This is a genomic window from Paenibacillus pabuli NBRC 13638 (assembly GCF_001514495.1).
GTDB lineage: Bacteria > Bacillota > Bacilli > Paenibacillales > Paenibacillaceae > Paenibacillus > Paenibacillus pabuli.
Genome location: NZ_BCNM01000006.1, coordinates 207,908 through 234,601, shown reverse-complemented (window position 1 = coordinate 234,601; position 26,694 = coordinate 207,908). Strand labels below are relative to the sequence as shown.

25 protein-coding genes are annotated in these 26,694 nt (G+C 50.4%); 6 read left to right on the top strand and 19 right to left on the bottom strand.

Annotation, left to right across the window (positions count from 1 at the left end; translation table 11 throughout):
• The first annotated feature begins 204 nt into the window (after positions 1-204).
• The 3 genes from PPA03S_RS10985 to PPA03S_RS10975 all read left to right on the top strand — a co-directional run bounded on the left by PPA03S_RS10985 (position 205) and on the right by PPA03S_RS10975 (position 3,457).
• Positions 205-1,236: a ribonucleotide-diphosphate reductase subunit beta gene (locus PPA03S_RS10985; RefSeq protein WP_062322688.1), complete on the top strand. Its 1,032-nt coding sequence runs from the start codon at positions 205-207 to the stop codon at positions 1,234-1,236.
• 193 nt (positions 1,237-1,429) lie between these two features.
• The gene (locus PPA03S_RS10980) at positions 1,430-2,404 is read left to right on the top strand and encodes an SMI1/KNR4 family protein (RefSeq protein ID WP_062322686.1); all 975 of its coding nucleotides are present in this window, start codon (positions 1,430-1,432) and stop codon (positions 2,402-2,404) included.
• 18 nt (positions 2,405-2,422) lie between these two features.
• Positions 2,423-3,457, top strand: coding sequence for a phosphotransferase family protein (locus PPA03S_RS10975; protein ID WP_062322684.1), 1,035 nt, complete (start codon positions 2,423-2,425; stop codon positions 3,455-3,457).
• Positions 3,458-3,577: 120 nt separating this feature from the next.
• Here the strand turns inward: PPA03S_RS10975 and PPA03S_RS10970 are convergent, their stop codons facing one another.
• From PPA03S_RS10970 to PPA03S_RS10890, 17 genes are all read right to left on the bottom strand, one after another.
• Positions 3,578-5,389, bottom strand: a complete 1,812-nt coding sequence (locus tag PPA03S_RS10970) for a S9 family peptidase (protein ID WP_062322682.1) — start codon at positions 5,387-5,389, stop codon at positions 3,578-3,580.
• A 120-nt stretch (positions 5,390-5,509) separates the two neighbouring features.
• Entirely contained in the window at positions 5,510-6,220 is a 711-nt protein-coding gene (locus tag PPA03S_RS10965) for a 4'-phosphopantetheinyl transferase family protein (RefSeq protein WP_062322680.1), read from the bottom strand.
• Positions 6,221-6,236: 16 nt separating this feature from the next.
• Positions 6,237-7,460, bottom strand: coding sequence for a M16 family metallopeptidase (locus PPA03S_RS10960; protein ID WP_062322678.1), 1,224 nt, complete (start codon positions 7,458-7,460; stop codon positions 6,237-6,239).
• A 16-nt stretch (positions 7,461-7,476) separates the two neighbouring features.
• On the bottom strand, positions 7,477-8,775 hold the full coding sequence (locus tag PPA03S_RS10955) for a M16 family metallopeptidase (protein WP_062322676.1): 1,299 nt from the start codon (positions 8,773-8,775) through the stop codon (positions 7,477-7,479).
• Between the two features lie 23 nt (positions 8,776-8,798).
• On the bottom strand, positions 8,799-9,779 hold the full coding sequence (locus PPA03S_RS10950; protein WP_157284075.1) for an LpxL/LpxP family acyltransferase: 981 nt from the start codon (positions 9,777-9,779) through the stop codon (positions 8,799-8,801).
• Complete coding sequence (locus tag PPA03S_RS10945; RefSeq protein ID WP_062322672.1) at positions 9,779-10,960, bottom strand: arginase family protein; 1,182 nt, start codon at positions 10,958-10,960, stop codon at positions 9,779-9,781. The genes PPA03S_RS10950 and PPA03S_RS10945 overlap by 1 nt, the downstream gene beginning before the upstream one ends.
• A gap of 27 nt (positions 10,961-10,987) precedes the next feature.
• On the bottom strand, positions 10,988-12,373 hold the full coding sequence (locus PPA03S_RS10940) for an MATE family efflux transporter (RefSeq protein WP_062322670.1): 1,386 nt from the start codon (positions 12,371-12,373) through the stop codon (positions 10,988-10,990).
• A gap of 19 nt (positions 12,374-12,392) precedes the next feature.
• Positions 12,393-13,361, bottom strand: a complete 969-nt coding sequence (locus tag PPA03S_RS10935; RefSeq protein ID WP_062322668.1) for a hypothetical protein — start codon at positions 13,359-13,361, stop codon at positions 12,393-12,395.
• Positions 13,354-14,511 (bottom strand): acyl-CoA dehydrogenase family protein, encoded by a 1,158-nt coding sequence (locus PPA03S_RS10930; RefSeq protein ID WP_062322666.1) that lies wholly within the window; start codon positions 14,509-14,511, stop codon positions 13,354-13,356. The genes PPA03S_RS10935 and PPA03S_RS10930 overlap by 8 nt, the downstream gene beginning before the upstream one ends.
• On the bottom strand, positions 14,508-15,242 hold the full coding sequence (locus tag PPA03S_RS10925) for a hypothetical protein (protein ID WP_062322664.1): 735 nt from the start codon (positions 15,240-15,242) through the stop codon (positions 14,508-14,510). The genes PPA03S_RS10930 and PPA03S_RS10925 overlap by 4 nt, the downstream gene beginning before the upstream one ends.
• Complete coding sequence (locus PPA03S_RS10920) at positions 15,229-16,215, bottom strand: 3-oxoacyl-[acyl-carrier-protein] synthase III C-terminal domain-containing protein (RefSeq protein ID WP_062322661.1); 987 nt, start codon at positions 16,213-16,215, stop codon at positions 15,229-15,231. The genes PPA03S_RS10925 and PPA03S_RS10920 overlap by 14 nt, the downstream gene beginning before the upstream one ends.
• An 18-nt stretch (positions 16,216-16,233) precedes the next feature.
• Complete coding sequence (locus PPA03S_RS10915; RefSeq protein WP_062322659.1) at positions 16,234-17,067, bottom strand: hypothetical protein; 834 nt, start codon at positions 17,065-17,067, stop codon at positions 16,234-16,236.
• Positions 17,068-17,111: 44 nt separating this feature from the next.
• Entirely contained in the window at positions 17,112-17,372 is a 261-nt protein-coding gene (locus tag PPA03S_RS10910) for an acyl carrier protein (RefSeq protein WP_068964052.1), read from the bottom strand.
• An 18-nt stretch (positions 17,373-17,390) separates the two neighbouring features.
• Positions 17,391-18,677, bottom strand: a complete 1,287-nt coding sequence (lysA, locus tag PPA03S_RS10905) for a diaminopimelate decarboxylase (protein ID WP_062322654.1) — start codon at positions 18,675-18,677, stop codon at positions 17,391-17,393.
• Positions 18,678-20,066, bottom strand: coding sequence for a preATP grasp domain-containing protein (locus tag PPA03S_RS10900; RefSeq protein ID WP_062322651.1), 1,389 nt, complete (start codon positions 20,064-20,066; stop codon positions 18,678-18,680).
• Complete coding sequence (locus tag PPA03S_RS32250) at positions 20,005-21,015, bottom strand: 3-oxoacyl-[acyl-carrier-protein] synthase III C-terminal domain-containing protein (RefSeq protein WP_062322649.1); 1,011 nt, start codon at positions 21,013-21,015, stop codon at positions 20,005-20,007. Before PPA03S_RS32250 ends, PPA03S_RS10900 begins: the two co-directional genes overlap by 62 nt.
• Before the next feature lie 114 nt (positions 21,016-21,129).
• The gene (locus PPA03S_RS10890) at positions 21,130-21,426 is read right to left on the bottom strand and encodes a hypothetical protein (RefSeq protein ID WP_062322648.1); all 297 of its coding nucleotides are present in this window, start codon (positions 21,424-21,426) and stop codon (positions 21,130-21,132) included.
• A 184-nt stretch (positions 21,427-21,610) separates the two neighbouring features.
• Between PPA03S_RS10890 and PPA03S_RS10885 the strand changes: the two genes are divergently transcribed.
• Positions 21,611-22,861, top strand: a complete 1,251-nt coding sequence (locus PPA03S_RS10885) for a helix-turn-helix domain-containing protein (protein ID WP_062322646.1) — start codon at positions 21,611-21,613, stop codon at positions 22,859-22,861.
• Between the two features lie 127 nt (positions 22,862-22,988).
• Here PPA03S_RS10885 and PPA03S_RS32795 read toward each other — a convergent pair whose 3' ends face one another.
• The gene (locus PPA03S_RS32795; protein WP_157284072.1) at positions 22,989-23,186 is read right to left on the bottom strand and encodes a hypothetical protein; all 198 of its coding nucleotides are present in this window, start codon (positions 23,184-23,186) and stop codon (positions 22,989-22,991) included.
• 129 nt (positions 23,187-23,315) lie between these two features.
• Positions 23,316-23,735: a metallothiol transferase FosB gene (fosB, locus tag PPA03S_RS10880; protein ID WP_062322644.1), complete on the bottom strand. Its 420-nt coding sequence runs from the start codon at positions 23,733-23,735 to the stop codon at positions 23,316-23,318.
• Between the two features lie 172 nt (positions 23,736-23,907).
• On the opposite strand from fosB, the gene PPA03S_RS10875 reads away from it, so the two are divergent.
• Positions 23,908-24,807: an SDR family oxidoreductase gene (locus PPA03S_RS10875; RefSeq protein WP_062322643.1), complete on the top strand. Its 900-nt coding sequence runs from the start codon at positions 23,908-23,910 to the stop codon at positions 24,805-24,807.
• 130 nt (positions 24,808-24,937) lie between these two features.
• A complete protein-coding gene (locus PPA03S_RS10870) occupies positions 24,938-26,548 on the top strand; it encodes a gamma-glutamyltransferase family protein (RefSeq protein WP_062322640.1) in 1,611 nt (536 codons plus the stop codon).
• Positions 26,549-26,694: the final 146 nt, after the last annotated feature.

Below are 26,694 nucleotides of genomic sequence, written 5' to 3'. Positions count from 1 at the left end.
CACTAGATCCAAGATGACCACCAGGGCATCCCTGTTTTGATTGCAAAATGGCGTTGCCCTGGTACTTTTTTGCCCAAAACACGACCACAACATCATGAGATGTTGATATAGATGCCCTATCCCGGATTAAAAGGAAACAACGATCGGAAGGTTGTTCCGTCATCGTAGTTATATAATGTAAATTCATTCAAGGAGTGAACGGAAATGCAATTGCAGAAAATTTTCAATACCGAAGCACCTAACCAGTCTACCCGTATCATTGAAGGTGAATGCTCCGGCATTCTGAACTGGAACGATATTCGCATGCCTCATATGTACAAGCTGTACAAAGTACTGCTTCTCAATCACTGGATTGCGGATGAAATCCCCATGTCCAAGGATGCTTCCCAATTTGCCCAATTGGATCCGGAAGAACAGCGCACGTTTAAAGTCAATATTTCCTTGCTCGCTGTATTGGATTCCATGCAGACCATGTTTGTCGGTGACGTGAAACGTTATTTCACTGATTCCTCGCTGGAAGCCATCTCGGCCATTATTGGACAACAGGAAGTAGTACACAATCAATCCTATTCCTACGTCCTTTCTTCCATCGTATCTGATCGGGAGCAAAAGGAAATCTTTGAATACTGGAAACATGATCCGGTGCTGCTTGACCGTAACCGGTTCATCGCCGACATCTACCAAACGTTCCGGGATAATCCGTCTCCACAGACGTTCTTCCAAGCTATGGTAGCCGATCTGGTACTTGAAGGTATCTTCTTCTACAGTACCTTTGCCTTCTTCTACAATCTGGCCCGTGACCAGAAAATGATGGCAACCAGCCAGATGATTTCTTATATTCAGCGTGATGAGAACCAACACTGCTACTTCTTCGCTGAAGTTTACAAACAGCTGCTGGTGGACTTCCCTGAGCTGAATACACCAGAGAACATGGACTATGTATACAAAACGATTCACCGTGCTGTTGAGCTCGAAACCAACTGGGCACACTATACACTCAGCAACGTACGCGGAATTGACCTGAACGAGCTGGAGGATTACATCAAGTATATCGCCAACAAACGTCTGCGTCTGATGGGTATGGAAAAAGCTTATGAAGGCGTGGATGTGAACTGCATGCCTTGGATCAAGCCGTTCTCTGACGAAGCATTGAATGCAACTAAGACAGACTTCTTCGAAGCGAAGTCCCGTAACTATGGTAAAGTTGGCGACGATAACGGATTTGACGATCTGTAAGTTAATTAATGAGTTGAACACAGCATAAAACAAATATACAACACTCCCCTTGTTGAACTGTCTTGATGGCTTTCAGCATGGGGAGTGTTTTTTTCTATTCAACGGGATAGGATACTATACCCATTCATCCTGCAAGCTTGTAAGATATAATGGAAAGAGGTTCACATTCCCCCTATCGAAATGAGGCCTGGTGATGGAAAAGGAACTGCTGGAACAACTAGACTTGTGGCATGAACAAGACCAATTCGGTCTGATTATTGAACGTATTCAACGCATCCCTGAATCTGATCGGGATTATGAGTTGATTGGGCAACTCGCAAGGGCATTTAACAATGAAGGACGTTACCGCGAAGCTGTCCAACAGTTACTATACGTTAACGGGCAGGGAGCAAACGATCCGCTCTGGCACTACCGTCTGGGGTACGCCTATTATCATATGGCCAGGTATGAACAGGCGCTGCAAGCTTTTGAGATGGCAGACGAGCTCTCGCCCCATGATGAATCGACCATCGAATTCCTTGGATGGGTACGTCCAAAAGCCGAAAAGATGCAGCGGGACCGTCAGCATCATGAAGAGAAACGATTTGCATTGGAGCAGAGTGGTACGATGAATCATCTAAGAGCGGCATCGGGCACATATGCACCCGCAACATTTTGGGAGCAAAGTGAATATGCGCTGGAAAGCTATGTATCTCCGCCATTTGATGAAGATTTAATTGTCTCCATTGAACAAGAGTTGGGGTACAAGCTCCCCGCTTCCTATATTCAGCTAATGAATACACAAAACGGGGGCATTCCTGCACGCACCGCTTTTCCAACTGAAGCAGCAACTTCATGGGCTGAGGATCATATCGCCATTACCGGAATCCTTGGAATCGGTCGGGACAAATCCAATACGTTGGCCGGGGAATTTGGAAGTCGTTTCATGATCGAAGAATGGGGATATCCCGACCTCGGGATTGTCATCTGTGATTGTCCTTCCGCCGGGCATGATGTGGTGATGCTGGACTATCGATTCTGCGGCCCGGAAGGCGAGCCTGCTGTCGTTCATGTGGATCAGGAAGACGATTATGAGATTACATATCTTGCGCCCCATTTTGAAGCATTTATACGCGGTCTGGTTGATGCGGATACGATGGACCTGTCTGACGAAGAAGTTGAGGATTAAACATGAGGAGGGAGCTTTATGACAACCCGGATTTACTTTGGCTCCAATACACTTGGAGAGATTTCCTCTGCTTCATTACAAGATGCACTGCATCATTTTAATCTGGGAACGCTGATCGATTATAAGCGGACAGAAGAAGGCATGATGGGCCAGACGCTGCTCGTTCGTTCCTCCCACGGGGAGTATATCCTGAAAGGAAACCCCCTATATCCGGGACAGTTCCAGGAAGAACAATTTTTCGTAGAACAGCTGACGACTCACACCAAAATTCCTGTGCCTGATCCGTATCTGCTAGATGAAGACACCGACACGTTGGGCTGGAGCTATGCCATTATGCCCCGATTACCTGGAAGGCACCTGCATGAGACGTCCTTTAAGGCTTCACTGTCCCAGGAGGAACAGGAAAATATCGCAACCATGCTCGCCAACGCATTGGCAGAATTACACCGCTGGAAAGTACCCGACGCTGGTGAATACGACCCTGTAGCGGGAAGGATTGTCCCCTTTGCCGGAACATACCTGGACTGGCTTTACGGTACGATCCGTCACTGGCTGCAGGATGCTGCGAAGTATTCTGTAATTACGGATGAAGATCTAGAATGGGTGGACGAACAATTGAGAGAAGCTGAATCTGCGTTTCATGCCTTTGCTGTTCCCGGGTTTGTGATGGGGGACTTTAAGGTCGAAAACTTTGTAATTCAGAAGAATGGCAGCCTTGCTTCGGAATGGGAAATTAGTGGCCTTTTTGATTTTACGACTTCCTACTTTGGAGACGGTACGGCCGATCTCACCAAGATGACAGCCAGGTATGTAAGCGAGGGCTCTCCAGAACTCGCTAAACGTTTCTTATCCGGTTACCGGGAGCTTGTATGTGCAGCAGACGCAGAGCGATGCCAGCACTTCGCTGCACGCCTCAGAATACATCTGCTATATCAACGTATATTGTTGTGGGGTGAAGCGAAAGCAACAGGCCGAGTGACCTGGAATTCAGATATGCCATTTGCGCAATGGGCGGAGCAGTATCTGGATTCGGTTGTAGCTTTGCTGGACTAGACTAATCAAATAACTCGCCAAAAAAAACCGTCAGGCGATGAGGACTTCTCATGCTGACGGTTTTCCTTATACATTAATTCCATCATGAAAGTTGAAGCTAACGGTAAACACCAATCGGCATCAGGATTGCGGAACCGGAGCTTCCTGATGTTTCTGTAGAAACTCCAGCATCCACCGATAAACGAGAATCTCATTGGTTTTTCTGGAGAAACCGTGACCCTCATCATCCAGAACAACGTATTCCACATCTACCCCTTTCTCCTGGAGCGCTGCCACAATCTGATCCGATTCAGCCTTCACGACCCTTGGATCGTTAGCCCCCTGAATGACCAGCATCGGGTTCACCATCTGATTCAGATACGTAATCGGTGAATCCTTCGTTAAGCGTTCGCGGTCCCTGACCGAATCACCCAACCAGTTGTCCATCATCGGCTTCCAGTCTTCCGGCACGGATTCCAGGAATGTGAACAGGTTGCTCGGCCCAAAAATATCGACCGCAGCCCGGAATAACTCCGGGTGACGCCCAGCCAGCAGCAGAGTCATATATCCACCGTAACTGCCTCCCACCACGAACAGACGATCCGATGACGCGATACCCTCGTCAAACAGCCAATGAATTCCGGCAACACAATCAAGGCGCGGGCCCTCACCCCAGTCCCTCTCGACCATTTTGACAAATTCAGCCCCATAGCCCGTGCTTCCCCGGAAGTTTGGTGCAAAAATATGATAGCCCTGCGCAAGCAATAATTGGAACATCGGACGGAAAAACTTCGCTTCCGATGCCTGTGGCCCGCCATGCGGCCAAAATACCGTATAGCCATTAGCCTGTTCCGGCTTCGCCTTGAACAAGAGCGCTTCAATCTCCAATCCGTCATAGGACTTATAGCGAATAACCTCCGGGTAAACAAGATCACTCGGGTCAAGCCCTGTTACCCGATTGGCAGTCAACGGTTCCCAAGACTCATGGCCTGCCATCAACCGATAAATGTTATGCGGCTGGACGGCTCCACGCCCCAGGATATACACGTTGCCAGCCTTGGTCAACGTCACTTGATCCACCGTATCCAGCGGCATGTCCACACGACGAGGCTGCTCGGCACCATTGTCCAGCGCATACATTCGATTCTCGGGACCTGTAAACGTCCAGAAGTATAACGTCTCTGAAGCCTTGTGCCAACGAATGTCTTCTACATCCTCACCCTCAACTCTGCATAATGGGCGAAATTCACGGGTATCCATCCGGTACTCAGCCACATAGGAATACGCTTCGTCATCATTGGTAATCATCAGAAGTCTGTTATCATCTGCAAACAGCACATATGAGATCTGACTCTGCCGCTCGGAAACCGGGATAATGGATTCCGACTCACCGTTCCGATACAGGTACGCCGTCTGGTAGGTATTGGAGTATACATTCAGAATCACGTAGGCTTGTTCATCCGAACTCACAGCAATCAGATTGCTTGTGACCTCTTCCCCCTGATGAAGAAGCTCATCCTCACCCGTCTCCAGATTAATCCGGCGTGAATTGAGATAGTTCGGGTTATCCCTGCTTGTCACATAATATAAACGCTGTCCATCTTCGGATAAGTGGGCGTAATAACACCGGTCCTTCGGCTCTGCCGGAACAACGGGAAACGGAACGCCGCCTTCCGGCTTGAGTGCATATAGATGGTAGTTCTCATCTCCATCCCGATCAAACGCCGTAAGGATATGACGGCCCTGCGGGTCTGGTTTAATAAACTGACTGCTCTGATTCAAATACGTCAAGGGATAGGGATATCCACCCGGCAAATCCATCGCCCAGATATTAGGCTGACCATTCAGATTACTGTCAAAATACAGGTGCTTCTCGTCGGCCGATACAGCAAAATGGGATATCCGATACGTCTGAAAATATTGCTCTACATCCGGTTTGGGAAACTGAATCATGACATTCCTCCTCCAACTTGGTGGTTCGTTGAACAATGGTAAATTAAGGGTTTACTTGTCCATCTTACAGGTCATTCCATTGTTTATACAATAGATATGTAAGCTATTTCCTATTCCATTTTAAACAACGAAAGACATCCATCGGATCGAAGGCTCTGTTTTTCCTTCAACACATAGAGTGGCATTATACTCCATACCTACATCCAGTTTGCGAAGTATATAAAAGCACCCCTCGCGCTCAACCAGATCCAGCTTAGTGAAACGTTCATCCACCGTATTCAGCGCCCTCCATTGTCCACACAGTGCTTGGCCGCACGCTTTGATCCAAGCCTCCTTGCGAGTCATCATCTCCCACAACAGAGTGGAAGGCTCTCCTCCATTACACGCGATATCCAGAACATAACCTTGCTCTTCCTCGGTCAGGAATCGGTTAATAATGGCTTGCTGCCGCAGCAACGGACGCATCCACTCGATATCTACTCCAAGCTCCGTATTACTGGATGTAACGGCCAGCACACACAACCCCTTCGTATGAGACAGGCTGAAGCGAGGCCCACCGTGAATATACGGCTTTCCAGAGGGGCCATATTTGATTTGGATATCCCTTGCTTGTTGCTGCATATACTGTGCCAGCACATTTCGAAGGAAAAGCCTTGAAGTCATCCAGCTATGCGCCTCAAGCAGGGAGGCTTTTCCGATTTTCCACATGCGCTGCTGTTCCTCTGGAGCAAGTGTATCTAGGCCTTTTGCCACTGCTGACTGCAGCTGATACTCGATTGTAGGCAGCGCCTGCTTCCATAGATGGACCTCTGTTTTCCTCGCGTTCGACATGGCTTGCCCCTTTCTGTTAGCGTAAAACGACCATCCGCAGATGAGCAGGCGCTGCCATCTTTCTCAAACCGATTAAGATTTCTTCTTCTGTCAGCCTGGATACATACACACCGATCTGCACATAGTCCAAACCAATCACCGCATGCTCCGAGACGTTCATGCATCGCTGTTTTAGTGAATCCATATCCGCATAATAGTCACTTAGCCATTTCATTCGTGCAACCTCCAGATTGTGCAGGGACATGGCGCCCTCCTGAATCCGATCACACTGCTGTTCAATACGGGTATACAATGAAGCCGGATCTGCCGAATAAACGCAAGTATTCGAAAACGCAAACTCCTGGCGATAATAATGGTCCCAGGTGGTTCCTTTGCCAAGCAGGCCTGACTCGAAGCACTCCGTATGAAAATCGGAAGTTTCACCCAGAAGCGCTTCAATGCCAATGATGCAAGCCATTTGATCCTTCAGCTGCATCCCTTCCTCGGCCCGGAACCCGAACCTCACAAGAGGCAGGGGCAACCCGTATTCAAGTTCCATATAACGTTCACTGGACTCCTCCCGAATCCGGCCCAACGGGACCCCACCCTGCCGGGAAGCTGTATGATGTGACATCTCCGGGAACCGCTCCAGCATCTCGATAATCGCCTCCGGTACAACTGGACCCGCCACGGCAACGGCCATTTTACCTGCAGCATAATGTTCATTGTATGCATCATTTAGCTCATCCATTGTCATTTGATACAGACTGTCCGGTGTACCCGCAACGTCCAATGTAATGGGGTGATTACTGCCATACATCATCTGGGTCAGCAGCTGCAAGGATCGCCAGGATGGTTGATCTGCAAACATGGACAGTTCCTGACGAATAGCAGCCCGTTCCTTTTCAATATGTATTGGAGTAAAATACGGTGCTGCCAGCATTCGGGTAAACAGGTCCATACTTTGCTCGAACTGCCCCGTGCAGGCCATCTGGTATGTCGTTACATCATAACGTGTCAGTGCAGATGTCGAGGCTCCAAGAGCATGCAATAGCGACTTAACAGGCTGCTCATCCGGGTTGTAGAACATCATATGCTCAAGGAAATGTGCCCTCCCCGGCAGTACCGCATCATGAATTGATCCATAAGACACAGACCACGAAACAAAAGTATGGTGGAAATGGGGCTCGGGAAAGATGCTGACGTAGAGACCATTGGACAAGCGCCGCTGGATGGGCGTGGTATTCACAGCAATATTCATGATTCTCCTCCTACAGCTATGCCGAATATTCGCTCTCGGGATACAAAATCCAAGTCACTTCTTTTTTCATTCCGGCGGCCACTTCTGCCACTTGCTCTGAGGTCACACCCGCTATGGCATCCAGAAATTGCGGAGTAGTCATTGAAACCTGATTGAGCAGCCGATCGATATGGAGGGTAATCACCTGGTCAGGTAGGTCGTAGCCCACTTGCACATAATGCAGTACATTCTGAATGGCTCTGTGCAGCTCCTGCTCCCTGATGTCTCCGCTGCATAATTGCAACCACTCCGCATCTATCGCTTCGAGAACCTCTGCAACATATCCGCTGCTTGTTCCCGTTGTCACATGAAGCGTGCCGCGATAATCGTCCAGTGTACTGTAAATCTGGTATACCCATTGCTTTCGTTCACGAAGCCTGTACTGGAGCCTCGAGGCAGGCGTGGCGCCAAACAGCGAATGAAAAAGAAACAAGGCGGGATAGTTGGAGGACCCGAACCCCACCCCTGTCGTAAAGGCCACATTGATTTTGCATTGCTGAACATCCACGAGTTCCATCATCAGTTCATCAGCTTCCCGCCGTTCAGCAGTATGAGGGTCATGTGTTAAGTATGAGGCCTGCTTATCACCAGCCGCTCCTCCCACTTCATTCAATGCTCGAAACGTCGCCAAGACATGGGCTATCATCGGATCAGGCTCGAAATCGCCGATAACATGAATATGGATTGGACAACGAAGCAATTCCCTATACCACTCCGGGAGTTCACCATCACGTACACAATCCCGAAGCTTCTCAAGCTCCCCATCCCTGCCCTGATCTGCATATCCCAGCCATTCCAGACAACGCCCCCGCACCACCTTGTCCCACTCGGAAACATCATAACCGGCATGATGCTCGGCCCATCCGATCTCTTCCTGTACCAGCGTCTCCTCAAAATCAAAGCCATCATTAGAGACGGGTTCAAGCAATATCTCCGCAAGCAGCCCCAGTGCCTCCTTCGTTCGCGTCTCCAATCGGGGCAGCAAACTTCCGGGAGTACGCAAACGAATGGAGGCAAGCTGGGCATCCCCCTTGTATTCAAAGTCACATCCAAGCCCGTCCATATAGCAGGTCCATAGACGCTGGAGCAACTGTCTTTTATCCGGGGACCCCCGCCTTGGGTTGAACAGCAGACGAACAATGACCATAAACACCGCTGAAGGAATTCTCCCCTGTTCGTTAACGATACTCAGATGGATATAGCGGCTTACATATTGGCGAGTGGGCATTACATGAACCGATAGTTGATTGTGCTGCTCCGTAATAAAAGACTGCATTCCTACACCCCCTTGTCTGGCGGTTACCCCAAATTGTAGATCATACCACTCCCGGTGTTCAGTCCAAGTTGACCAAATCCATCCAGCGGTCTGGAGAACCAGTCCAGCCGACTCTCCGTTTCTTCGGATTGAAGCGGGATCTCGTCTTCTTTCCAATGAATAACCTGCTGATGGTGTCGATCCCAAAATCGCCAGAGTGCAGGCTGTTTCCGCAGCTGAGCACGAAACGGCTCATATACACGGCCTGCCGAAACCTGGATATCCTCTTCCAATGTGAACGGAGGCAGGAAAACGATTTTCGAACGAAAATCCTCAGTCAACGTCATGAAATAGGGACATACAGGCTTGCGGGCCTTCGCTAAAATACGAAATATGCCGCTCCTCGTCCGAATCCGTGAGCTCAGAAAAGGAAGTTCCACTGCGCGGTTATCCGCATTGAATCCGGTCTGTCCATCCACAAAAAGATTGAATGAGCCCCCTTTCCGCAAATGGGAATATAATCGTATGCCAATCATCTCATCCTCCGCATTAAGCAGCTCCGCCCCTGCATACTGCCGGATCGAATTCCAGGCTTGCAGCTTCTGCTCCTGCTCCACGGTCCCCTGCTCGGCGACCAGGTAAAAAGGAAGTTTGGCCTTCGTATGTCCAGCACGAATCTCCTGACCAATCGTAATCATGTTATGTCTGACAAAACCGTAGTGCCAGGTCAGCAGCGCTCCACCTTCCTCAAGCGTAGTCCTCAGATGTTCGCGTCCCTCTACCTCATCCCACTCCATAAAGGAGAACGGGCTTTTTTTGTGTTCATCAATCGTACGCAAAAAAGCCAGGTAATCCATCCAGACTGCCTCGGAAGACAATGCTGGCTGAAGCGGTGCAAGCTCCTTCACAATATTCATCAATGCATAGAAGTAGCCCAGATGAATGCCGCCTGTCCTTTCCTTATATAACTCCTCCTGGACCTGTTCCCGGTGAAACGTATATAATGCTCGGAAATCCTTCATCATCACGTCTCCTTTGTCCCTGTATTCATTGATGCTGCGGTTCCCGTCAGTATGCCTGCATGTGAAATATCCCCACAGACAGGCGAATCAAACCAGCGACGATTCCGGTCTATGCCATCCAGCATGTAAGCCAGCATGCGAAGCGCCAACTCATATTGCCCTGGGATGTGTCCGTCCCGCTCCACGCCATGCCCTTCAACCATGTCCATACCGAGATAGGGTATCGGAACCTCCAACGCTGCAACAACGCAGTTTCGAATGTTCTGCCAGGTCGGCCCTCCGCCAATCGGAAAGTCCACATATGGGAAGCTCCCCGGATCAAGGCAATCCAGATCAAAGGTCAAATAAGCCGAATCGATATCATACCTTTGTTGAACTTCAAGAAGAGCTTCCTTTACCTTCTCCGGTGTCATTTGCTCTGCCGATATTTGCACCAACCCTGGATGCCTGTACATTTGATCTGCCGAGCGAAGGCCGCGCAGACCGATCTGTACAACAGCATCAACCGTCCCATCTTCCAGCAGATGCCTCACGAAATTGGAGTGACTGGGGTGCTCCTGATGAATGGCATCAATGCCGCAATCATGATGGGCATCGAACTGGACCAGAACCCTATGGCTGCCTGCGGCCTTTGGCATCCGTTGGAGCACGCCATGCGTAATCGAATGGTCGCCACCCAAGCAACACAACAGCGCTTGTTGCTCCCTCGCATGCTCCAGAGCGGAGTCAAGTCCTCTTGTATACGGCACCTCTGCACTCGCATCTGCTCCATCCATGAGGCAAGAACCCCAATCCTGCATAATCACGTCTTCAAGTAAGCGCGTTCCATTGCCAATGTCATATAATCCCGAATTCCCGGATTGTTGTAATGAAGGATACAATACTTTTTTATACGATTCTGTACGTAACGTGTGCACGAGTCCGGATACGGATGAATGGACCAGGCTCGTGCCACCGGAATAGGGAATGCCCACGATACAGAGTTTCGGAACTTCATCTCCAATGCGTGGCTCATACAAAAAAAAAGGGACCTCCGGGGGTTCAACCCCCGGCAAATCCGGAGAGATTCGTGGCTCCAGCTTGTGCTCAGGCTCAAGTTCATAGAACTGGCTGAATGTTTTATCCGCAGCAATCCATGTATCTCCGATGCGACGCACCAGATAAGCGGGTTCGGAATAGTTCATGCATGATCCTCCTGTCCGTATTTGATTTCAGGACTGTGTAGAATAGCCCTGATTGGACATAGCTGCTTCGTCCGCTGAGATTCCTTCCTCGTGTCCAGACGGCTCTACATAATCCCGCTTCAGCCTTCGCATGAAAGGCAGGAAGAAAGACATGCCTATGACATTCATGCCAGCAATGACACCATAGAAATAGATAACCTGATTGAACAGTCGAGTCAATCCCCAACCCAGTAAAATAATTAGCAGAAAATATATTGCATTAAGGAACATGGCCTGATACCCCCGTCCACTCTGTTCCATCGTAAGCAGCGTAGTCATCATGGGTCCCATGCCAATATAGGAAAGAGCAACCACGGAAAGATAACGGGCCGCTTCCGCACGAGATGCCGCATCTTCAATCAGGAACGAAGTAAGCGGTTCTCTCCAGACCCAGATCGCAACGGCTATGACTGCGTAGAGAGCGAAGGATTGCAGCAGACCCTGACGATAGCTTGCGTAGGCCCTTGGCCGATGAGGGGACTGCAAGTTGTGATTAATCATGATACCAATCGCAGAGCCAATCACAATGCCAGGCAGAATCGCCATCGTCTGGATTCGATAACCGACGCCAAATCCGGCAACGGCACCTTCGCCAAAATGGCTGACAATTTTATTGAAGAAAAAAGTACTCAGAAAGATCATGCAATATGAGATGAACACCGGAATACCTACATGCCTGAGCGTAACAAAATGCCTTTTTGCAAAAACCAAACGCTCCATAAGTACTTCTTTGCGAAGAAACAGAATTAACAGGGATATGACCAAGGACAATGTCGATGAGATCAAGTTGGCGTACACGATCCCTTTCAGATCCAGTCCGAAAATCGATACAAACATGTACACAAGGGAAATATTCAGCACGGCCAAGCCTACCGAATTCCACGATGCCGCTTGCGCCCGACCCAGCCCCCGAAGTGCTGCACCGCTTACTGCTGCCAGAACAGCAGGAATGCTTGCGACCATCATCCCCCCCACGTATAGCGTAAACATGGGGTTAATGTCGGCAGGCACAGCATAAAACCATGACAGCACGGGAGTCAGCAGCATAACAACACCGCCTGTAAGGATAGCCAGCAGCACTGCACTTCCCATCATATGGACATATAGCTGTGTGAAAACCCGTGGACCCCCGGCACGACTGCGGGCCACCGCCACCTGAACCGACAGCTGCATCGCTTCGATGATAGCAATCATCACGAATGAGACCGGGATGTACAGCGACAGCACATACAGAACGCTCTGACTCGTATGTCCCATGAAAAATACATTGGCCAGCTGCGTAATTACATTGACCAGAGAAGCAAGCAGCATCGGGACGGCCGTTCGGAACAGCAAACGTTGGATCGAACCGGCCGTATAATCGATCCCTTGCATCGTAAGTCACCTCCACAATTCATGATGTCCTGATTTCTTGAATCATTGTTAGCCTGCTGAGCAGCGGTAAATGTATCACATGCACGCAGCAAGCGGATATCAAGCGGTCGCCATCCCACGAGACCATGACTACCCGTTCGTCCGGCGCAATCATTCCCCGCTGCAATTTTTCTGCCAGTTGTATCCATACATCTCCACTCTGGTAATCCGTATGCGGAACACACACCGTCTGGGAAGGGCCAATATGCAAAATAGAGCTGCCGCTTATGTGCAGCCCGAGCCTCGACTGCAGGATGAGATGTTCGGCTGTGCATTCATTCATCAGTTCACGGATAATATCCATCACCTCGGAGGCAAAAGAACCGGCTTCGTCGGAATGGATGTTTCTTCTCCCTGCATAGCGTACCTGCAATGCACCTTGTTCGTTGCACGCCTGAAGGGCAACTGCCATATCAGCCGTATCACCTTGATTTTCGGCTTGCAGGCCATAACCGACCTGACCATCGTCATGAAGTACGCGCTGTTCCACCAGGACAATGGCTGCGCGTTCCTTCTGGCATATGCTCCACTGGGCGGCCTGAATGGCCTCGGTACCGGCCAGCGCACCCATATGTGACAATCCTAGCGGATAATTCACGTGCCACGGAGCCGTTTCGAGCATACGGGCAAGCGGGGCATTAAGAGCATGGCGCTCGGGACAGGTCTGCGCAAAAATCAACCAGTCCCACGTAGCGTCCGTGGACAACTGCTCCATCACCATGAGCGCAAGATCCCCAGCTGTCATGCGTTTCCCATCCGCCATAAGCGAACGGGTAAGCGTTCCGACGCGACCATAATAGTGATCTTCCATGTATATGTGGGGGGAAACGTAAAAATAATCATCCGGCGTTGGCCAGTCCAGCGTATACAGATGATCCTCCGCTGTAACCCAGCAGATATGATCCACATAGATAGGGGCGCCAGCAGCATTAAGCAATTGTTCAGGCATGCTGCATCTTCCCGTTGGCATAGGCTTGGAACACATTGATCTTCTGAATGGAAGTGGTTCCTTCCATAAACTCGAATGCCCTGGCATCGCGATACCATTTATTCAGCAAAGGATGTTCCATCATCGAGCCGGGGCCCATCATACCCAATGCCATTTCCGTCGCTTCCTCGGCAAGCGCAGCTGCGCGAATTTTGCTAAGGGAGGCCAGGTACCCTTTTTGGGCATCATGATCAATCTCTGCCGCAGCATTGCGAATCATGCTTCGAAGCGAATGCAGACGCATCTCCATTCTCTCCAGTTCCATCTTTTCCTGCTCCTTGAAAATGGATCTGTGCTCCAATACGTAATCGTACGCAGCCTGCGCAACCCCAAGCGCCAATGCGGCTACACTAGGACGCATGCGATGGAATGTACGCAGCGCTCCCCACAAGCCCCGTTTGGTAGGACTAAGATGACGTCCAATAATATCCTTCTCTTCCAGTGCGAAGTTTTCAAACTTCAAATGACTGATCTGCAGTCCGCACAGCCCCATCGTATCCAGCGGGGTTGCCGTAAAGCCCTTCATGGAGGGGTCAACAAGTGCGATCTGAATGCCAAGAGGTGTACGATTGGTCTGGGCAAACACCAGACCGACACTTGCGCGGCTTCCGTTTCCTATGTAGATTTTATGACCGTTCAGCTCGATATCCCCGCCTGGATGACGCGTGATACGTGTCCCCATATCGGTAGCATCCGAACCCTTCTCCGGTTCCGACATGGCAAAAAAGGCCCATGATGCGCCCTTCAAAAAATGGCTATAAAATCGTTCCTTCTGCTCCTCATCGGCTAAATCCATCATAACGATACTGGACATCGACGGACCTGGCCCACCCAGAAAAGCTCCTGCATCTCCTGCTGCCAGCTGCTCAATCGTAATTACCCGTTCCAGAGAGGAAAGTCCATAATATCGTTCATTGCCTACCGTTACGATCGGTTGACCCCCATACTCCGGTGGAATCATCATATGATTGATGGCCTGCATGGAAGGCAAGTGCAGAAACTCCTGAATCCGCCCAGGCTCGCGGTCAATGATAAGACCGACCTCACGGAGCTCCGCCGCATACTGCTTCATGACATGCTCAAAGACCGCAATGGTTGAAGGTGTGATCATCGATAATCCTCCTCGCCTGTTAACAGCATGTTTTTCACCAATTGGCCCGTATATATATATGAAGATACACCCTGTCTCAAAAATCCGAAGCCTCCACCAAGGCGCTGGATCTGTCTAAAGGCCTCATCCAGTTCCTGATGTATCCATTCGTGAACCCGGCCAGACGGAAGGTCTGGCTTCGCTGACAGGAAGTGATCCTGAGGCAACGTCTCCGTCATATAAAGCGTTGTCAGAATATCCGCGACCATGCCTTTCACCAGTTGATGCTGGAAGGTGGATTGCCCACCAGATATACGACCAGACAAATGTCTGCGCATCTGTTCCAAACCAGCCCTGCACAATTCGGTCCGGAATTGGAGCAATCCGATTTTCAAAACATCGCCCCAGTTCGTTCCCTCGTCATTGCCGGACTCCTGAGCCTCCTCGCCCGGATTCAGCTGCACACGGTATAGTTGAATTGCGGAAGGTTCCAGCATCCGGTCCTGCACAAACACGACATGCAGCTGATCCCAACGGTACAGCCCCCCGGATGCTTCATGCCAAACCATAGGTTCTTGTTCAATCAAGCGGGCTGTCGCCAGCAGATATGCCCCTGCAGCCAAAAGCACGGGACGGTTGCTCCACCGCACAGTTGCATCCTCCAATAATTCCGAGACTGGGGCAACGGGGTCGCCAGCCGCTTGCAGTCCAGCAGGTTTCGCTCCCGCTCCCTGGAATTCAATGACCTGCATTGTCACTCCTCCTGTTCACTCGTTCTTCGTTTCCTCCATGCTCCACCAATGCAAAACCGAAAAAACTGCCCAGCCCGATGCTGACCATGATGGAGCGTCCCTTCCTGCAAACCCAGTCCTGCTCCAACCCCGAACTCAAATTAATAAACGGGTCCGTAGAGAAGGTATGCCCGATTCGCTGAATGTTATCCAGATATATCCGCTCCTGCGCCATCCCCGTTCGCCGCGAGAATTCCCTCCAGGTTGTCCAGTTGACGTTATGGGGGAAGATATGATCCACATCCTGAAGAGTCAGGCCTTTCATGGACAGCAGCTCTTCCATGCCTTGAATGATATGATCCACATACAATCGGTTAAATGCCGTAATCTCATCGGCCGTTGCGTGATAGCCGGTATGGAACCGGGTATCCCGAAAAATATGCGTCGCCTGAACGACATGCTGATGACTCTCCCTGCTTAACAGAACGGCTACGGCGGAATCACCCAGGATCGCCGATTTGCGTAGATAACGCCATTCGGAAGGCAGAAAATTGAATTGATCTGCACAGACAAGCAGCACATCCTTAATGTGAGGCTGTGTTTGTGCAATGCGTTCAAGCCATTGAAGAGCAGCTATCGACGAAGCGCAGTTCATTTGGGATATGCCATAGAAAGGTACATCTTCCATTCCGAAACGTCGCAGTACACGTTGTATCAGCCTGTAGTCGCCAGGTGTCTGCACCTGGAAGGAATGGACATAGAGAACAAGGTCTATGGCGGCGAGGGACTGCCTGCCCTGAAGGCATTCCACAGCTAGCGCAATCGTATCGTCCAGCATCTGACTCGAATCCGTCATAGGTACGCCTTCCAGGTGATGGCACTTGCGCAAAAACTGAAGTTCACCCTTCCCCAGTTCCAGGGCAGCCAGCACCTCTTCCGGCTGCTGGATCTGTTCAGGCAGATAGACGCCAATATCCACAATACCGAACGTCACGTTGTTCCCTCCTCCTTGTTACTGACCGTCCACCCTTGCATCGCCAGTTTGAATTAACAGGGCGTGAATGAATGAATCGGTATGCTCCAGATGCATAAGGCATATGTACTCACTCCTGTCCTCATCCTCCAGAAGTTCCTGTAATGCAAAGAACGGAGCTGCGCTCCAGCGTGATGGATCGTAACACCCCTTCCATCCAAAATCCTCGTACCATGAACGCCCCATACATTCCTGTTCCAGATCAGGGTGGATCAACAAGGTAACCTGACTCCGGTGAATGGATGTCTCCGTGCATAATCGATCCATTACCAGAGCCGCCGTATCGGATATGGACTGATCGGCATGTATCATCTCCACGCCCAACAGGCAGGGTCCCCTGCCTGTTCTCCGGTCAAGCAAAATCACTGCAGCGGTATCCGGACCGTTCGTTACATTCAATTCCATGGTTTCATACGGAAGAGAAGTCTGATCCATGATCAGCAGCATGCCCTTGTTGTAACCTTCCCGGCTCAAATAGTGCTGAAGCATGTGAAGTGCCACAAAAGGAGCGCCAAAACCAAGATCATTTACAGCAAAGCTGGTAAAGGACGCCTGATATCGATCCATCAAATAATTCACAATTGAAATGTCCGGGCGAATATTCGGGAAATTGTAAGCGAGCAGCAGTACATCTACATCCTGCATCATCCCATCAAGTCCCGTTGCTTCCAACAGTTCCACGCTCATGTCATGATAGGCATTGTTGTTTCGTTCCTGTAGAAGATCAACATTGTATTTTACCGGAGTATCGGCAAACATGTCCTGGTGTAAGCGCAGCAAATCGGGATGCTCAAATGGAGGATTTTTGTCCAAAAAAAGCCTGACCCCCATCTTCCGAATGGCAACAGGCGAAGCCATCAAGCCGCGATCAGCTGCTTCTCGATGTAAGCAGCCAGAGAGCCTACCGTATCGAACACATCTGGCTCCAGCTCGTCCGGATCAATCTCCAGGCCCTCAATCCGATCCTCTAACGTCATCAGCAGTTCCAGTACCGAAGTCGAATCCAGATAAAGTTCGTCAAATAAAGATGTGCTCAATTGGATGTCCTGCCGGGCTTCCGTATTCAATACTTCAGCAATAGCACCCTTAATCTCTTCAAGCAACAATGCAGTCGTCATGTTCATCATCTCTCCTTATCAATTGGTTATTGCCGTGTGGGATACTTGAATCAAATGCTGTTTGCCCAGCAGATCCTGCGGAGTATCCCTATCCCGGATCAAGTGGGCCTCTCCGCCGACAATCAGAACTTCTGCCGGACTTCCGTGACTCAAAAAGTGCGTTGGAGAAGCCGTTGGCCCGTAGGCTCCGGAGTGAAACACCCCAATCAAGTCCCCCCGTGTAATAAGAGGAAGCTGAACACGTTTGCCCACAACATCGTTGGGCGTACATAAGGGACCCGTAATGTTGTATTCGGCCACAGGCGCTTCTCCGTAACGCGTCAGGGATGCAATCGGAAAGTTGCGCTTCACGTAGGAACCTGTACCTACTGCTGCCATATGACAGTTCGTCCCTCCATCCGTCACAACAAAGTTTTCTCCATACGATTGTTTGACGTACAAAGCACGGCTGACCAGCATGCCGCAAGTACCTACCAAATATCGCCCAAGCTCCATGAACAACCGGGTATTCGGGTGCCCAAGACGAAAGGCTTCGAACAGCGGATTTATTTGTTCCGTCAGGGATGCAATGGACAGAGGCTGTTCACCTTCATGGTACGGCACGCCCAATCCCCCGCCGACATCGACCATGCGCAGCTTAATATCAAGCTCATTCTCAAGCCGCTCCGCCAGATCCAGAATATGGCGGGTATTCTCGGCAATGGGTTCTACTTCTAACATGCGGGTTCCCATGTATACGTGAAGTCCCATAATCTCCACATGCGAGCAGCCTTCAAACTGCTTCTTCCCCTGAAGAACACTTTCTTCGTCCATACCGAACTGGCGCGGTTTGCCGCCCATAGTCAGCCTTGACCCTTTAACAGAAAAGGAAGGATTCACTCTGAGAGCCACGGATACAATCCGCCCTTCATTCGCGGCGATCATCTCAATGCGCTCAAGTTCCTGAAACGATTCGCACACGATAGCATAAATGCCGTAACGTATACAGGCTGCAATCTCTTCATCGCTTTTACCAGGTCCAAGGAAAATAATGCTTTCTGGCGGTACTCCTGCACTTACAGCCGTATGCAATTCGGTCAGGGAGCATACCTCTGCCTGTGCGCCCATCTCCTGCAGCATGTGTACAATGGATATATTCGGATTGGCTTTCAGTGAATAAAACAGCTCCACATGGGGCGTAAGCGAGCCCCTGAGTTCTTGATACACCTGTCGCAGTATATCCCCATCATAGACATACAGGGGCGTCCCGAATCTCTCGGCTATTTCCGAGATGGGCAGCTGCTGAACCTGATATTCCGCTGACATTCACATCACCTCGTTTATGCAAGATAAAACGGCTTCTACCGATTCATCGATAGCTCGCAGCCGTTCAGGGGAAGACGCAATAATTACGCCATACAGGCGCCCGGAAAACAGGCTTCCTTCACTTCTGAATGCCGCATTAACCGTTGCAAAGTTGTTGATTAACAGTCCCTCGCCATTTTCCGGCTTGAACATCAGCCCGCCCAGTCTTGAGCGCAGCTCCCCGTACTCCAGCAGATGCATGAGCCGCAAAGTGTACTTTTTCGCCAGGCCGAACATGCCGTCCGGAAGCCATTGGTTTTGAATATTCGTCTGGTAAGTCGACATATTAAACCTTGCATTGATTTCGAGATTCGGCCAAACCGTGCTATCCTCGTCCAGAATTGCGTCCATGCCGGCGATGCCATAATACCCATCCCGGTGCAAAGCTGCGCCGATTCGCATGGCTGCCTCCCGAATGATGCCCAGTTGAACATCATCCAGGCGAGAGGGCATGAGATGTCCCTGGTGTACACCCTGCTCTACCAGCGACTCCTTTACGCCGAGGAATTCGACTCCACCGGATCGATCGATGAGGATCTGATAATTCAGGTCACAGATTTTGTCAATCCATTGTTCGAGCACATAATTGATCCTGTGAATGTCCTTTTTACTCGCCTGCTTCTCCAGCATGCTCATACATTTTTGAAACCGGGTTTCATCGGCAATGACGGTGATGCCTTTGCCCGATACACCCATGGAATCCTTCAGTACAAGGCGCCCGCCCTGTTCAAGTACAGGCTTCAGACGCTCGAAACCGGATGCAAGCTCTTCCAGAGACGTACACTCTACGCCAGGAATCTGGCGAATGCCCAGTTCGGCGTTGAGACGGCGCGAATAACCCTTGTCATTCACCCTGCGGAACACGTCTGCGGAGGGAACGGCAAGAGGAATTCCCGTAAGGCGGGAAAGCTCTTCTTCCTGGGCTGATGTCCCGAAGGGAACTAGAAAAGCACGAGTTCCAGACTCCTCAGACAGACTTCGCAGCTTGTCCAGAGTCTCTGAACAATTCAGAAGATTAGCAGTAATGTTCAGAGCCGGCTCATTGCATCTTGCAGCAACACACCTTGCCCGACCAAAACCGAGTGACTGTGCCTCGGCCATAAAAGCTTGATCCGGCACACTCTTGAGCAGAATGATATCGTTCTCGCCGGCGAGAAAAAGCCCCAGTTCCTCCATCCGGTTAACAACGTCTGCAGCAGAGCCAATACTCAATGAAGGCAGCTTAAGAATTTCCGGATCACTCCAATATTCCTCCACCTCAAAGTTGTTCAGGAATATAAAAGTAACATCATGCTGGCCCGTTAACGCCCACTTCAACCGGCTTGAAAAATCGGTCAACACTGTCGTCACGCCTATCCCCCCTAATTCCTGCATATTGCATCACCGCTACGCTGAAGGTAACCCCAAGACCAACCGTGACAAGCAGATAGTAATCCTCCGGTCGCAGAAGCTCCTGCTCCAGAACAGCTTGAAGATTGATATACGGATCCGAACAGAAGCAATGACCGATCTCTTCCACATTCGATGTATATATACGTTCGAGGGGATACGACAACCCGGCAGCTACTTTCTTCCAGGAAGATAAATTCACATTGTGCGGTATGATATATCGAATGTCCTGCAGTACCAGATCTGCCTGCTCCACAGCTGACAGAATGGCCTCGCATAACCGGGGCGTGTAGATCTCCTGAAATTCCCTTTGTAATTGGGGATTCCCTGTCAGCACATTGCAGTACTTACCCAGCGTAACGTTCGTAAGTCCAACCATTCGGCTTCCTTCTCCGATATTGCCAACCAGGACAGCCGCGGCTGCCTCCCCCATCACGGTTGTGTTGGGAATCAGTTGCACAACGGGGCTAAACGTTTTCTCCCCTGTCAAAATTAAAATATGATCATCCGCTTCCAATGAAGGCAGCAATGTCTCGGCAACATTTAGGGCAACCAAACCTGATGCGCAGTTCTGCTGCGTAAGCGAAAATGCGATGGCATGCTGCAATCCGTACGCCCGTTTCAGGCCTTGCAAAACTTTCATAGGAAAGGGGAAATTTTCCTGAATTGTGTGGCAATAAATGATATACTTAATTGAAGAAAGGGCTACGGTCGGATGGTTTACTACCTGGGCAAGCACATGCCCGAGCAGTGCCGCCAGATCTCCATCCCTGTCTTGCCGAACCTGTTTCAAACCATGAATTTTTTCCAGTACTTTCGTCTGGGCATTGTTGAGTCCCAGAGCATCGTTCAGTTCCCGAATGGGTACGGTATGTTCTGGAATATAAGACCATATTTGCTTGATATGCATCGGCTCAAGACACCTCGTTATCACCAACATGCGAATCTCTCTGAATATAGGGAGAGAGAGCTTCCGTGGAAGCTCTCATCTATGAATCAAACGTAATGCGATAAGTAAGTAAGATCAGGCACGGGCTGCTGCTGCGCGGGCTGCTGCCGCACGAGCCGCTACTGCACGAGCTTCTGCTGCGCGAGCCGCTACTGCACGAGCTTCTACTGCGCGAGCCTCTGCTGCACGAGCAGATACCGCACGAGCTTCTACTGCGCGAGCTTCTGCTGCACGAGCAGATACCGCACGGGCTTCTACTGCACGCGCACTAACTTCACGAGCCTCACCCAGTACGTTAGCTTCCATTTGTGCTGCTTCGATTTCTTTGCGTTTCAATTGCTCCAGTGTAATGGGAGTCGCTTTAAGGACCATTCATTTCTCCTCCTTTCATCTTGGATACTATCATTCTATAATCTCCTAAATTGGAATTAAACTGTAAATGGAGGTAAATGATTCTCTTACACCCCTTACCCCTTGCTTATGCCACTCCATCGAATCAACATACAACTCACTACTCTAGTAAAATCAAACTATATTCAAGGGACGGTGAACGAACATGCTCGGACCCAAAATCCGGGAAATCCGGGAGCAGCTTGGTCTCTCGCAAAAGCAACTGGCGGGAGAGGATATGACACGCTCTTATATCAGCCTTATCGAAAAAGGCAGAGCTGTTCCTTCTCAGCGTATGTTGAAGATTATTGCCAAGCGTTTAAACACACCTATGGAGTATTTTTCGGGAGAAAGTACAGGGGTAGATACGGATATTGGGGTAGCTGTGCTGGATAAAGCGAAGGCCTATCACGAGGAGAACAATGACCGTGCCTGCATTCGCATGGCTCACAATGTGCTCACACTGACCAAGGATGCCCTGGACCAGACAGATGCCTATCTCCTCATTATGCGCAGCTATAACCGAATGGGTGAACATCGCGAAGCCATGGACAAAGGAGAGGCCGCAGCCTTTACAGTAACCCGTACCGGAGATCGGGAGCGCATTGTTCAATACTATCTGGAGATGGGGCGATCCGCTTTTCACGCAGAGCTGTTTCATGCAGCCCGCAAATATTATGAACAGGCATATACTTACAGCAGCAGGCTTAAACACTTGCAGGATGAGCATATTCGTGCACTGACGTATCTTGGAACCACTCATTTGCGCCTAGGGAATGTGGATCAAGGTCTGGATTTCTACCATAAAGCAGAAAAAAAAGCCCGGATGACAGGACAGCAGGAACTTTATGGTGAGATTACGCTTGGCTTGGGCAAAGCCTACTACATGTCCGAGCAGGATGGGCATCTGTCCTTAAGCTATGAATGGACCAAAACCTCGGCAGATTCATATAAACGGGCAAAAAGCGAATCCTACGTGCTGGCCCTTCACAATCTTGCCGTTATTCAGCTCTATATGGGGCAAAAAAAAGAAGCCCTTCCCTTGCTGGCTGAGTGCGCCGAAATATACGACAAACGCAATCTGCCCCACAAGAAGGCTTCCATATTGGAGGAAATCAGTAAAATCTATCTGGAAGAGCGCGAGCCGCTGCAGGCAGAGGCTGCCATCAAAGAAGCCCTTCAATTGCTGGATCAGCGAGATGAAGGGATATTGCGAGCAAAACTATATCGCCTTCTTGGTGTGGTGTTCCATGAGAAAGACAACCCGGACGAAGGTTATTACTTTCTTCGAATGAGCCACGACCTGCTCAAACGCATCTATGCAGACCGTGAAGCGAACATCAGTCACCAATTACTCCTTCTGAGCAAGCAGAATGGCAAAATGGAATACAACGATTACAAAACATTGATCAAATAAGACGACGATCATCTTCTCCTAACAACTGTAGAAACCAATGAAAAGGATTCAAGGAATTCAGGGTCTCTGGACAGAGGCCCCATTCCCAGGCTTATACGATAAAATGACACATGATCAATCAACATACTCATTTAAGAGGGACCGGATCATTCAGATCAAGCAGGGTTGCAGGTAAAATTCCTTGCTCCTGTTGACCCGTAAGTCCAACAAGCCCAGTTCGTTCCCCCGAAGGTTGAATCTCCCCTGTAAGGATTGAAATCAGCACGACAGTGGCCATGCAGAGTCCACTTGCAGTTACCCGTAATTTAGATCGTCTACTCTCCACGCCCATCTCTCCTTATGTGTATCATTTGGCAATAGATCATATCCTCAGTGAACCTGAGACTTATTTTACGGATAATTGCAGTGACATTAAATACGTTAATTACCATTTACCCCCATTTACACAATGAAATTATGGATAAAAAGTCATATGCGGTTTGTCCTCACGATAATAATCCATTCTTTGCTTCATGCTGCCTGTATGCAGCTCGAACAGATGACCATCGGGATCCGTAAAATAAACGGATAATGCATCCTTTGGATCACGCGGTCTTCCGGGAACAATGTCAGCCCCGGCTGCTCTCAACTGCTGTACAGACTCGTCAAATTCCTCTTCTTTTACGGTAAATGCAATATGTGTATAGGTTCGTTCCGTATAGTTGCGAATGACGTCTTCCTGATTCAAAGCAATCCATAGTCCCGCAAGTTCGAAATACGCCAGCTTTCGGCCTTTCACCTGAATACGGGCACCGAGAGCCTGCTCATAAAAGGTAATGGACCGTTCCAGATTGGATACGGAAAAGCACAGATGATTGATCCCCTGAATATTCATTGGCTTCTGACACCTCCATATTTTCATGACCTGTTGCAATAGGATAGGTACATCCTTATTATGGGTATATTTTGCGCTAAAAACAAATGCGCTTCTTCCTCCTGTCGCACCTTCTTCTGGGCGAATGCATAGTTTAGGCGTATGAACAAATGTGCGAGGAGGATGTAAAAAAATGAATCCTGTCTATCCTTTTTACGGTGAGAAAACGGTGTGCAAGGAACAAAAACTGGCTTTCCCACCCCAGCATCAGGATCAGCAGCCAGGTCTGGAAACCTTGATGGTACCGGAACCGATCAGTGAAGATCCGGCCTACATCGGCAGCTGCAAGCTGGAGGGCAAGGTGGCCATTATTACCGGTGGTGACAGCGGAATCGGCAGAGCCGCAGCCATTGCTTTTGCCAAGGAAGGTGCAGATATCGCCATCGCTTATCTATATGAACGGACCGACGCCGAGAGGACACGTAATCGCATTGAAGAGCTGGGACAACGGTGTCTGTTGATCGAGATTGATCTGCGGTTGAAGAAAAACTGCGAGGCGGTCATTCGCACGACCATGGAAACCTTCGGCAAAATGGACATCTTGGTCAACAATCATGGCGTGCAATACGTGCAGCCGAGCATTGTCGATATTACGGAAGAACAGCTGTACCATACATTCCAGACCAACGTGTTTGCCTATTTCTTTCTCATTCAAGCAGCTCTTCCTCATCTGTGTAAAGGTGCTTCCATCATCAATACGGCATCCATTACGGCCTATAAAGGGAACGTGCAGCTGATTGATTACTCCTCTACCAAAGGGGCGGTGGTTTCTTTGACCCGGGTACTCGCCAAATCACTCGCCTCTCAAGGAATCCGGGTAAATTGCGTGGCTCCTGGCCCCATCTGGACACCGCTCATTCCTTCGAGTTTCTCCGCCGAAGATGTGCAGGTATTCGGTACCGAGACGCCGATGGGCCGGGCAGGTCAACCTTATGAACTAGCGGCTGCCTACGTCTATCTCGCCTCTCGCGACTCTTCCTACGTCACCGGTGAATGCATTCATGTCAATGGCGGCGATATGGTAACGACCTAATTCCAGGTTGGATTCCGGACGGTCAGCAGGAGAACGGCGGTCTTGTTGCGAAGAGGGTCAGGAGTACATTCGTAAATCGATCCGGTCAATCCGGAACCTGACATCTTGCGACAAGGAGCTGAACAACCTGATGAACTATGATCCACTCTACCAACCGTATCCGTCTTACCGTGTGCCTGTCTATGCCAAGCAAGGCATGGTCGCCACTTCACAGCCTTTGGCTGCACAAGCCGGTCTGGATGTGTTAAAAAAGGGCGGCAACGCCATCGATGCCGCCATCGCAACGGCGGCGGCACTGACTGTGCTGGAGCCGACGTCCAATGGCATTGGGGGCGATGCCTTTGCCCTCGTCTGGACCGAGGGCAAGCTGCACGGCCTGAATGCCAGCGGTCCTGCGCCTCAGAGTATATCGATTGAGGCGCTCAAGGCGGCAGGCCACACGGAGATGCCGAAGCTAGGGGTCATTCCGGTGACGGTGCCTGGCGCACCGGCGGGTTGGGCTGAGCTGAGCCGCCGATTCGGGCGGCTCACGCTGGCGGAAGCGCTGGAACCGGCTGTCCGTTACGCGGAAGAAGGTTACCCGCTTGCGCCGGGGCTGGCCCGCCATTGGGCACGGGCAGCCGAAGTGTATGCACGCCAAGGCGATGCGGAAGCCGGGCGGGCGTGGTTTGAGACATTTGCCCCGGGCGGGCGTGTTCCGGCCGTGGGCGAGATGTGGCGTTCGCCGGATCATGCGGCAACCCTGCGCCGGATTGGCGAGAGCGGAGCGCGAGACTTCTATGAAGGCGAACTGGCGGAGCGTATTCATTCTTTTATGGCAGAGCATGGAGGTTATCTGACCAAAGGTGATCTGGCCGCATTCCAGCCTGAGTGGGTTGATCCGATCTCGGTCTCCTATCGCGGATATGATGTATGGGAGATCCCGCCAAACGGTCAGGGGCTGATTGCTCTGGCAGCGCTCAATCTGTTGAAAGGCTTTGATTTTGACGAAAAGGAATCCGTTCTGGCTTACCACAGGCAGCTGGAAGCGATGAAGCTGGCGTTTGCCGATGGGGAAAGATACATTACCGAGGAATGCAAGATGGGCGTAACCGTGCAGGAGTTATTATCCGAAGCGTATGCAGACGAACGGCGCAAGCTTATTGGTGATATGGCACTTCCGCCTGAGGCGGGCGATCCACGGGCAAGCGGAACGGTGTATCTTGCAACGGCAGATGGTGAGGGCAACATGGTTTCCTTCATTCAGAGCAATTATATGGGCTTCGGATCCGGGCTGGTTGTGCCAGGCACAGGCATTGCCCTGCAAAACCGGGGACATAATTTCTCGCTTGATCCCGATCACGCCAACGCGCTGGAGCCGGGCAAACGGACATTTCATACGATTATTCCGGGTTTCCTCACACGCGACGGTGAAGCGGTCGGACCCTTCGGGGTCATGGGCGGTTTTATGCAGCCCCAGGGTCATGTGCAGGTCGTCATGAATACGGTGGACTTCCACCTCAATCCACAGGCTGCGCTTGATTCTCCGCGCTGGCAGTGGACCCAAGGCAAAACGATCCTGGTTGAGCCCGGATTCCCTCAGCATATTGCACAGGCATTAGCCCGCAAAGGGCATGATATACAGGCCGCCCTCGATCCATCGATGTTTGGACGCGGCCAGATCATCTGGCGCAGCCCGGACAACGGTGTATTGTGCGGCGGCACGGAAAGCCGGGCCGATGGCTCGATAGCAGCGTGGTAATACGCTGCAAGTGCAGCTGAATGAGAGCGGTAACCCTACGCTCAGGAGTATTGCATAAGATGAGGGAACAGGGAAAACCGTTCATATAAATGAATTTTTTGATTCATGATATGTAGTCATTCATCATTCGTTAGTTTCAGGAAAAG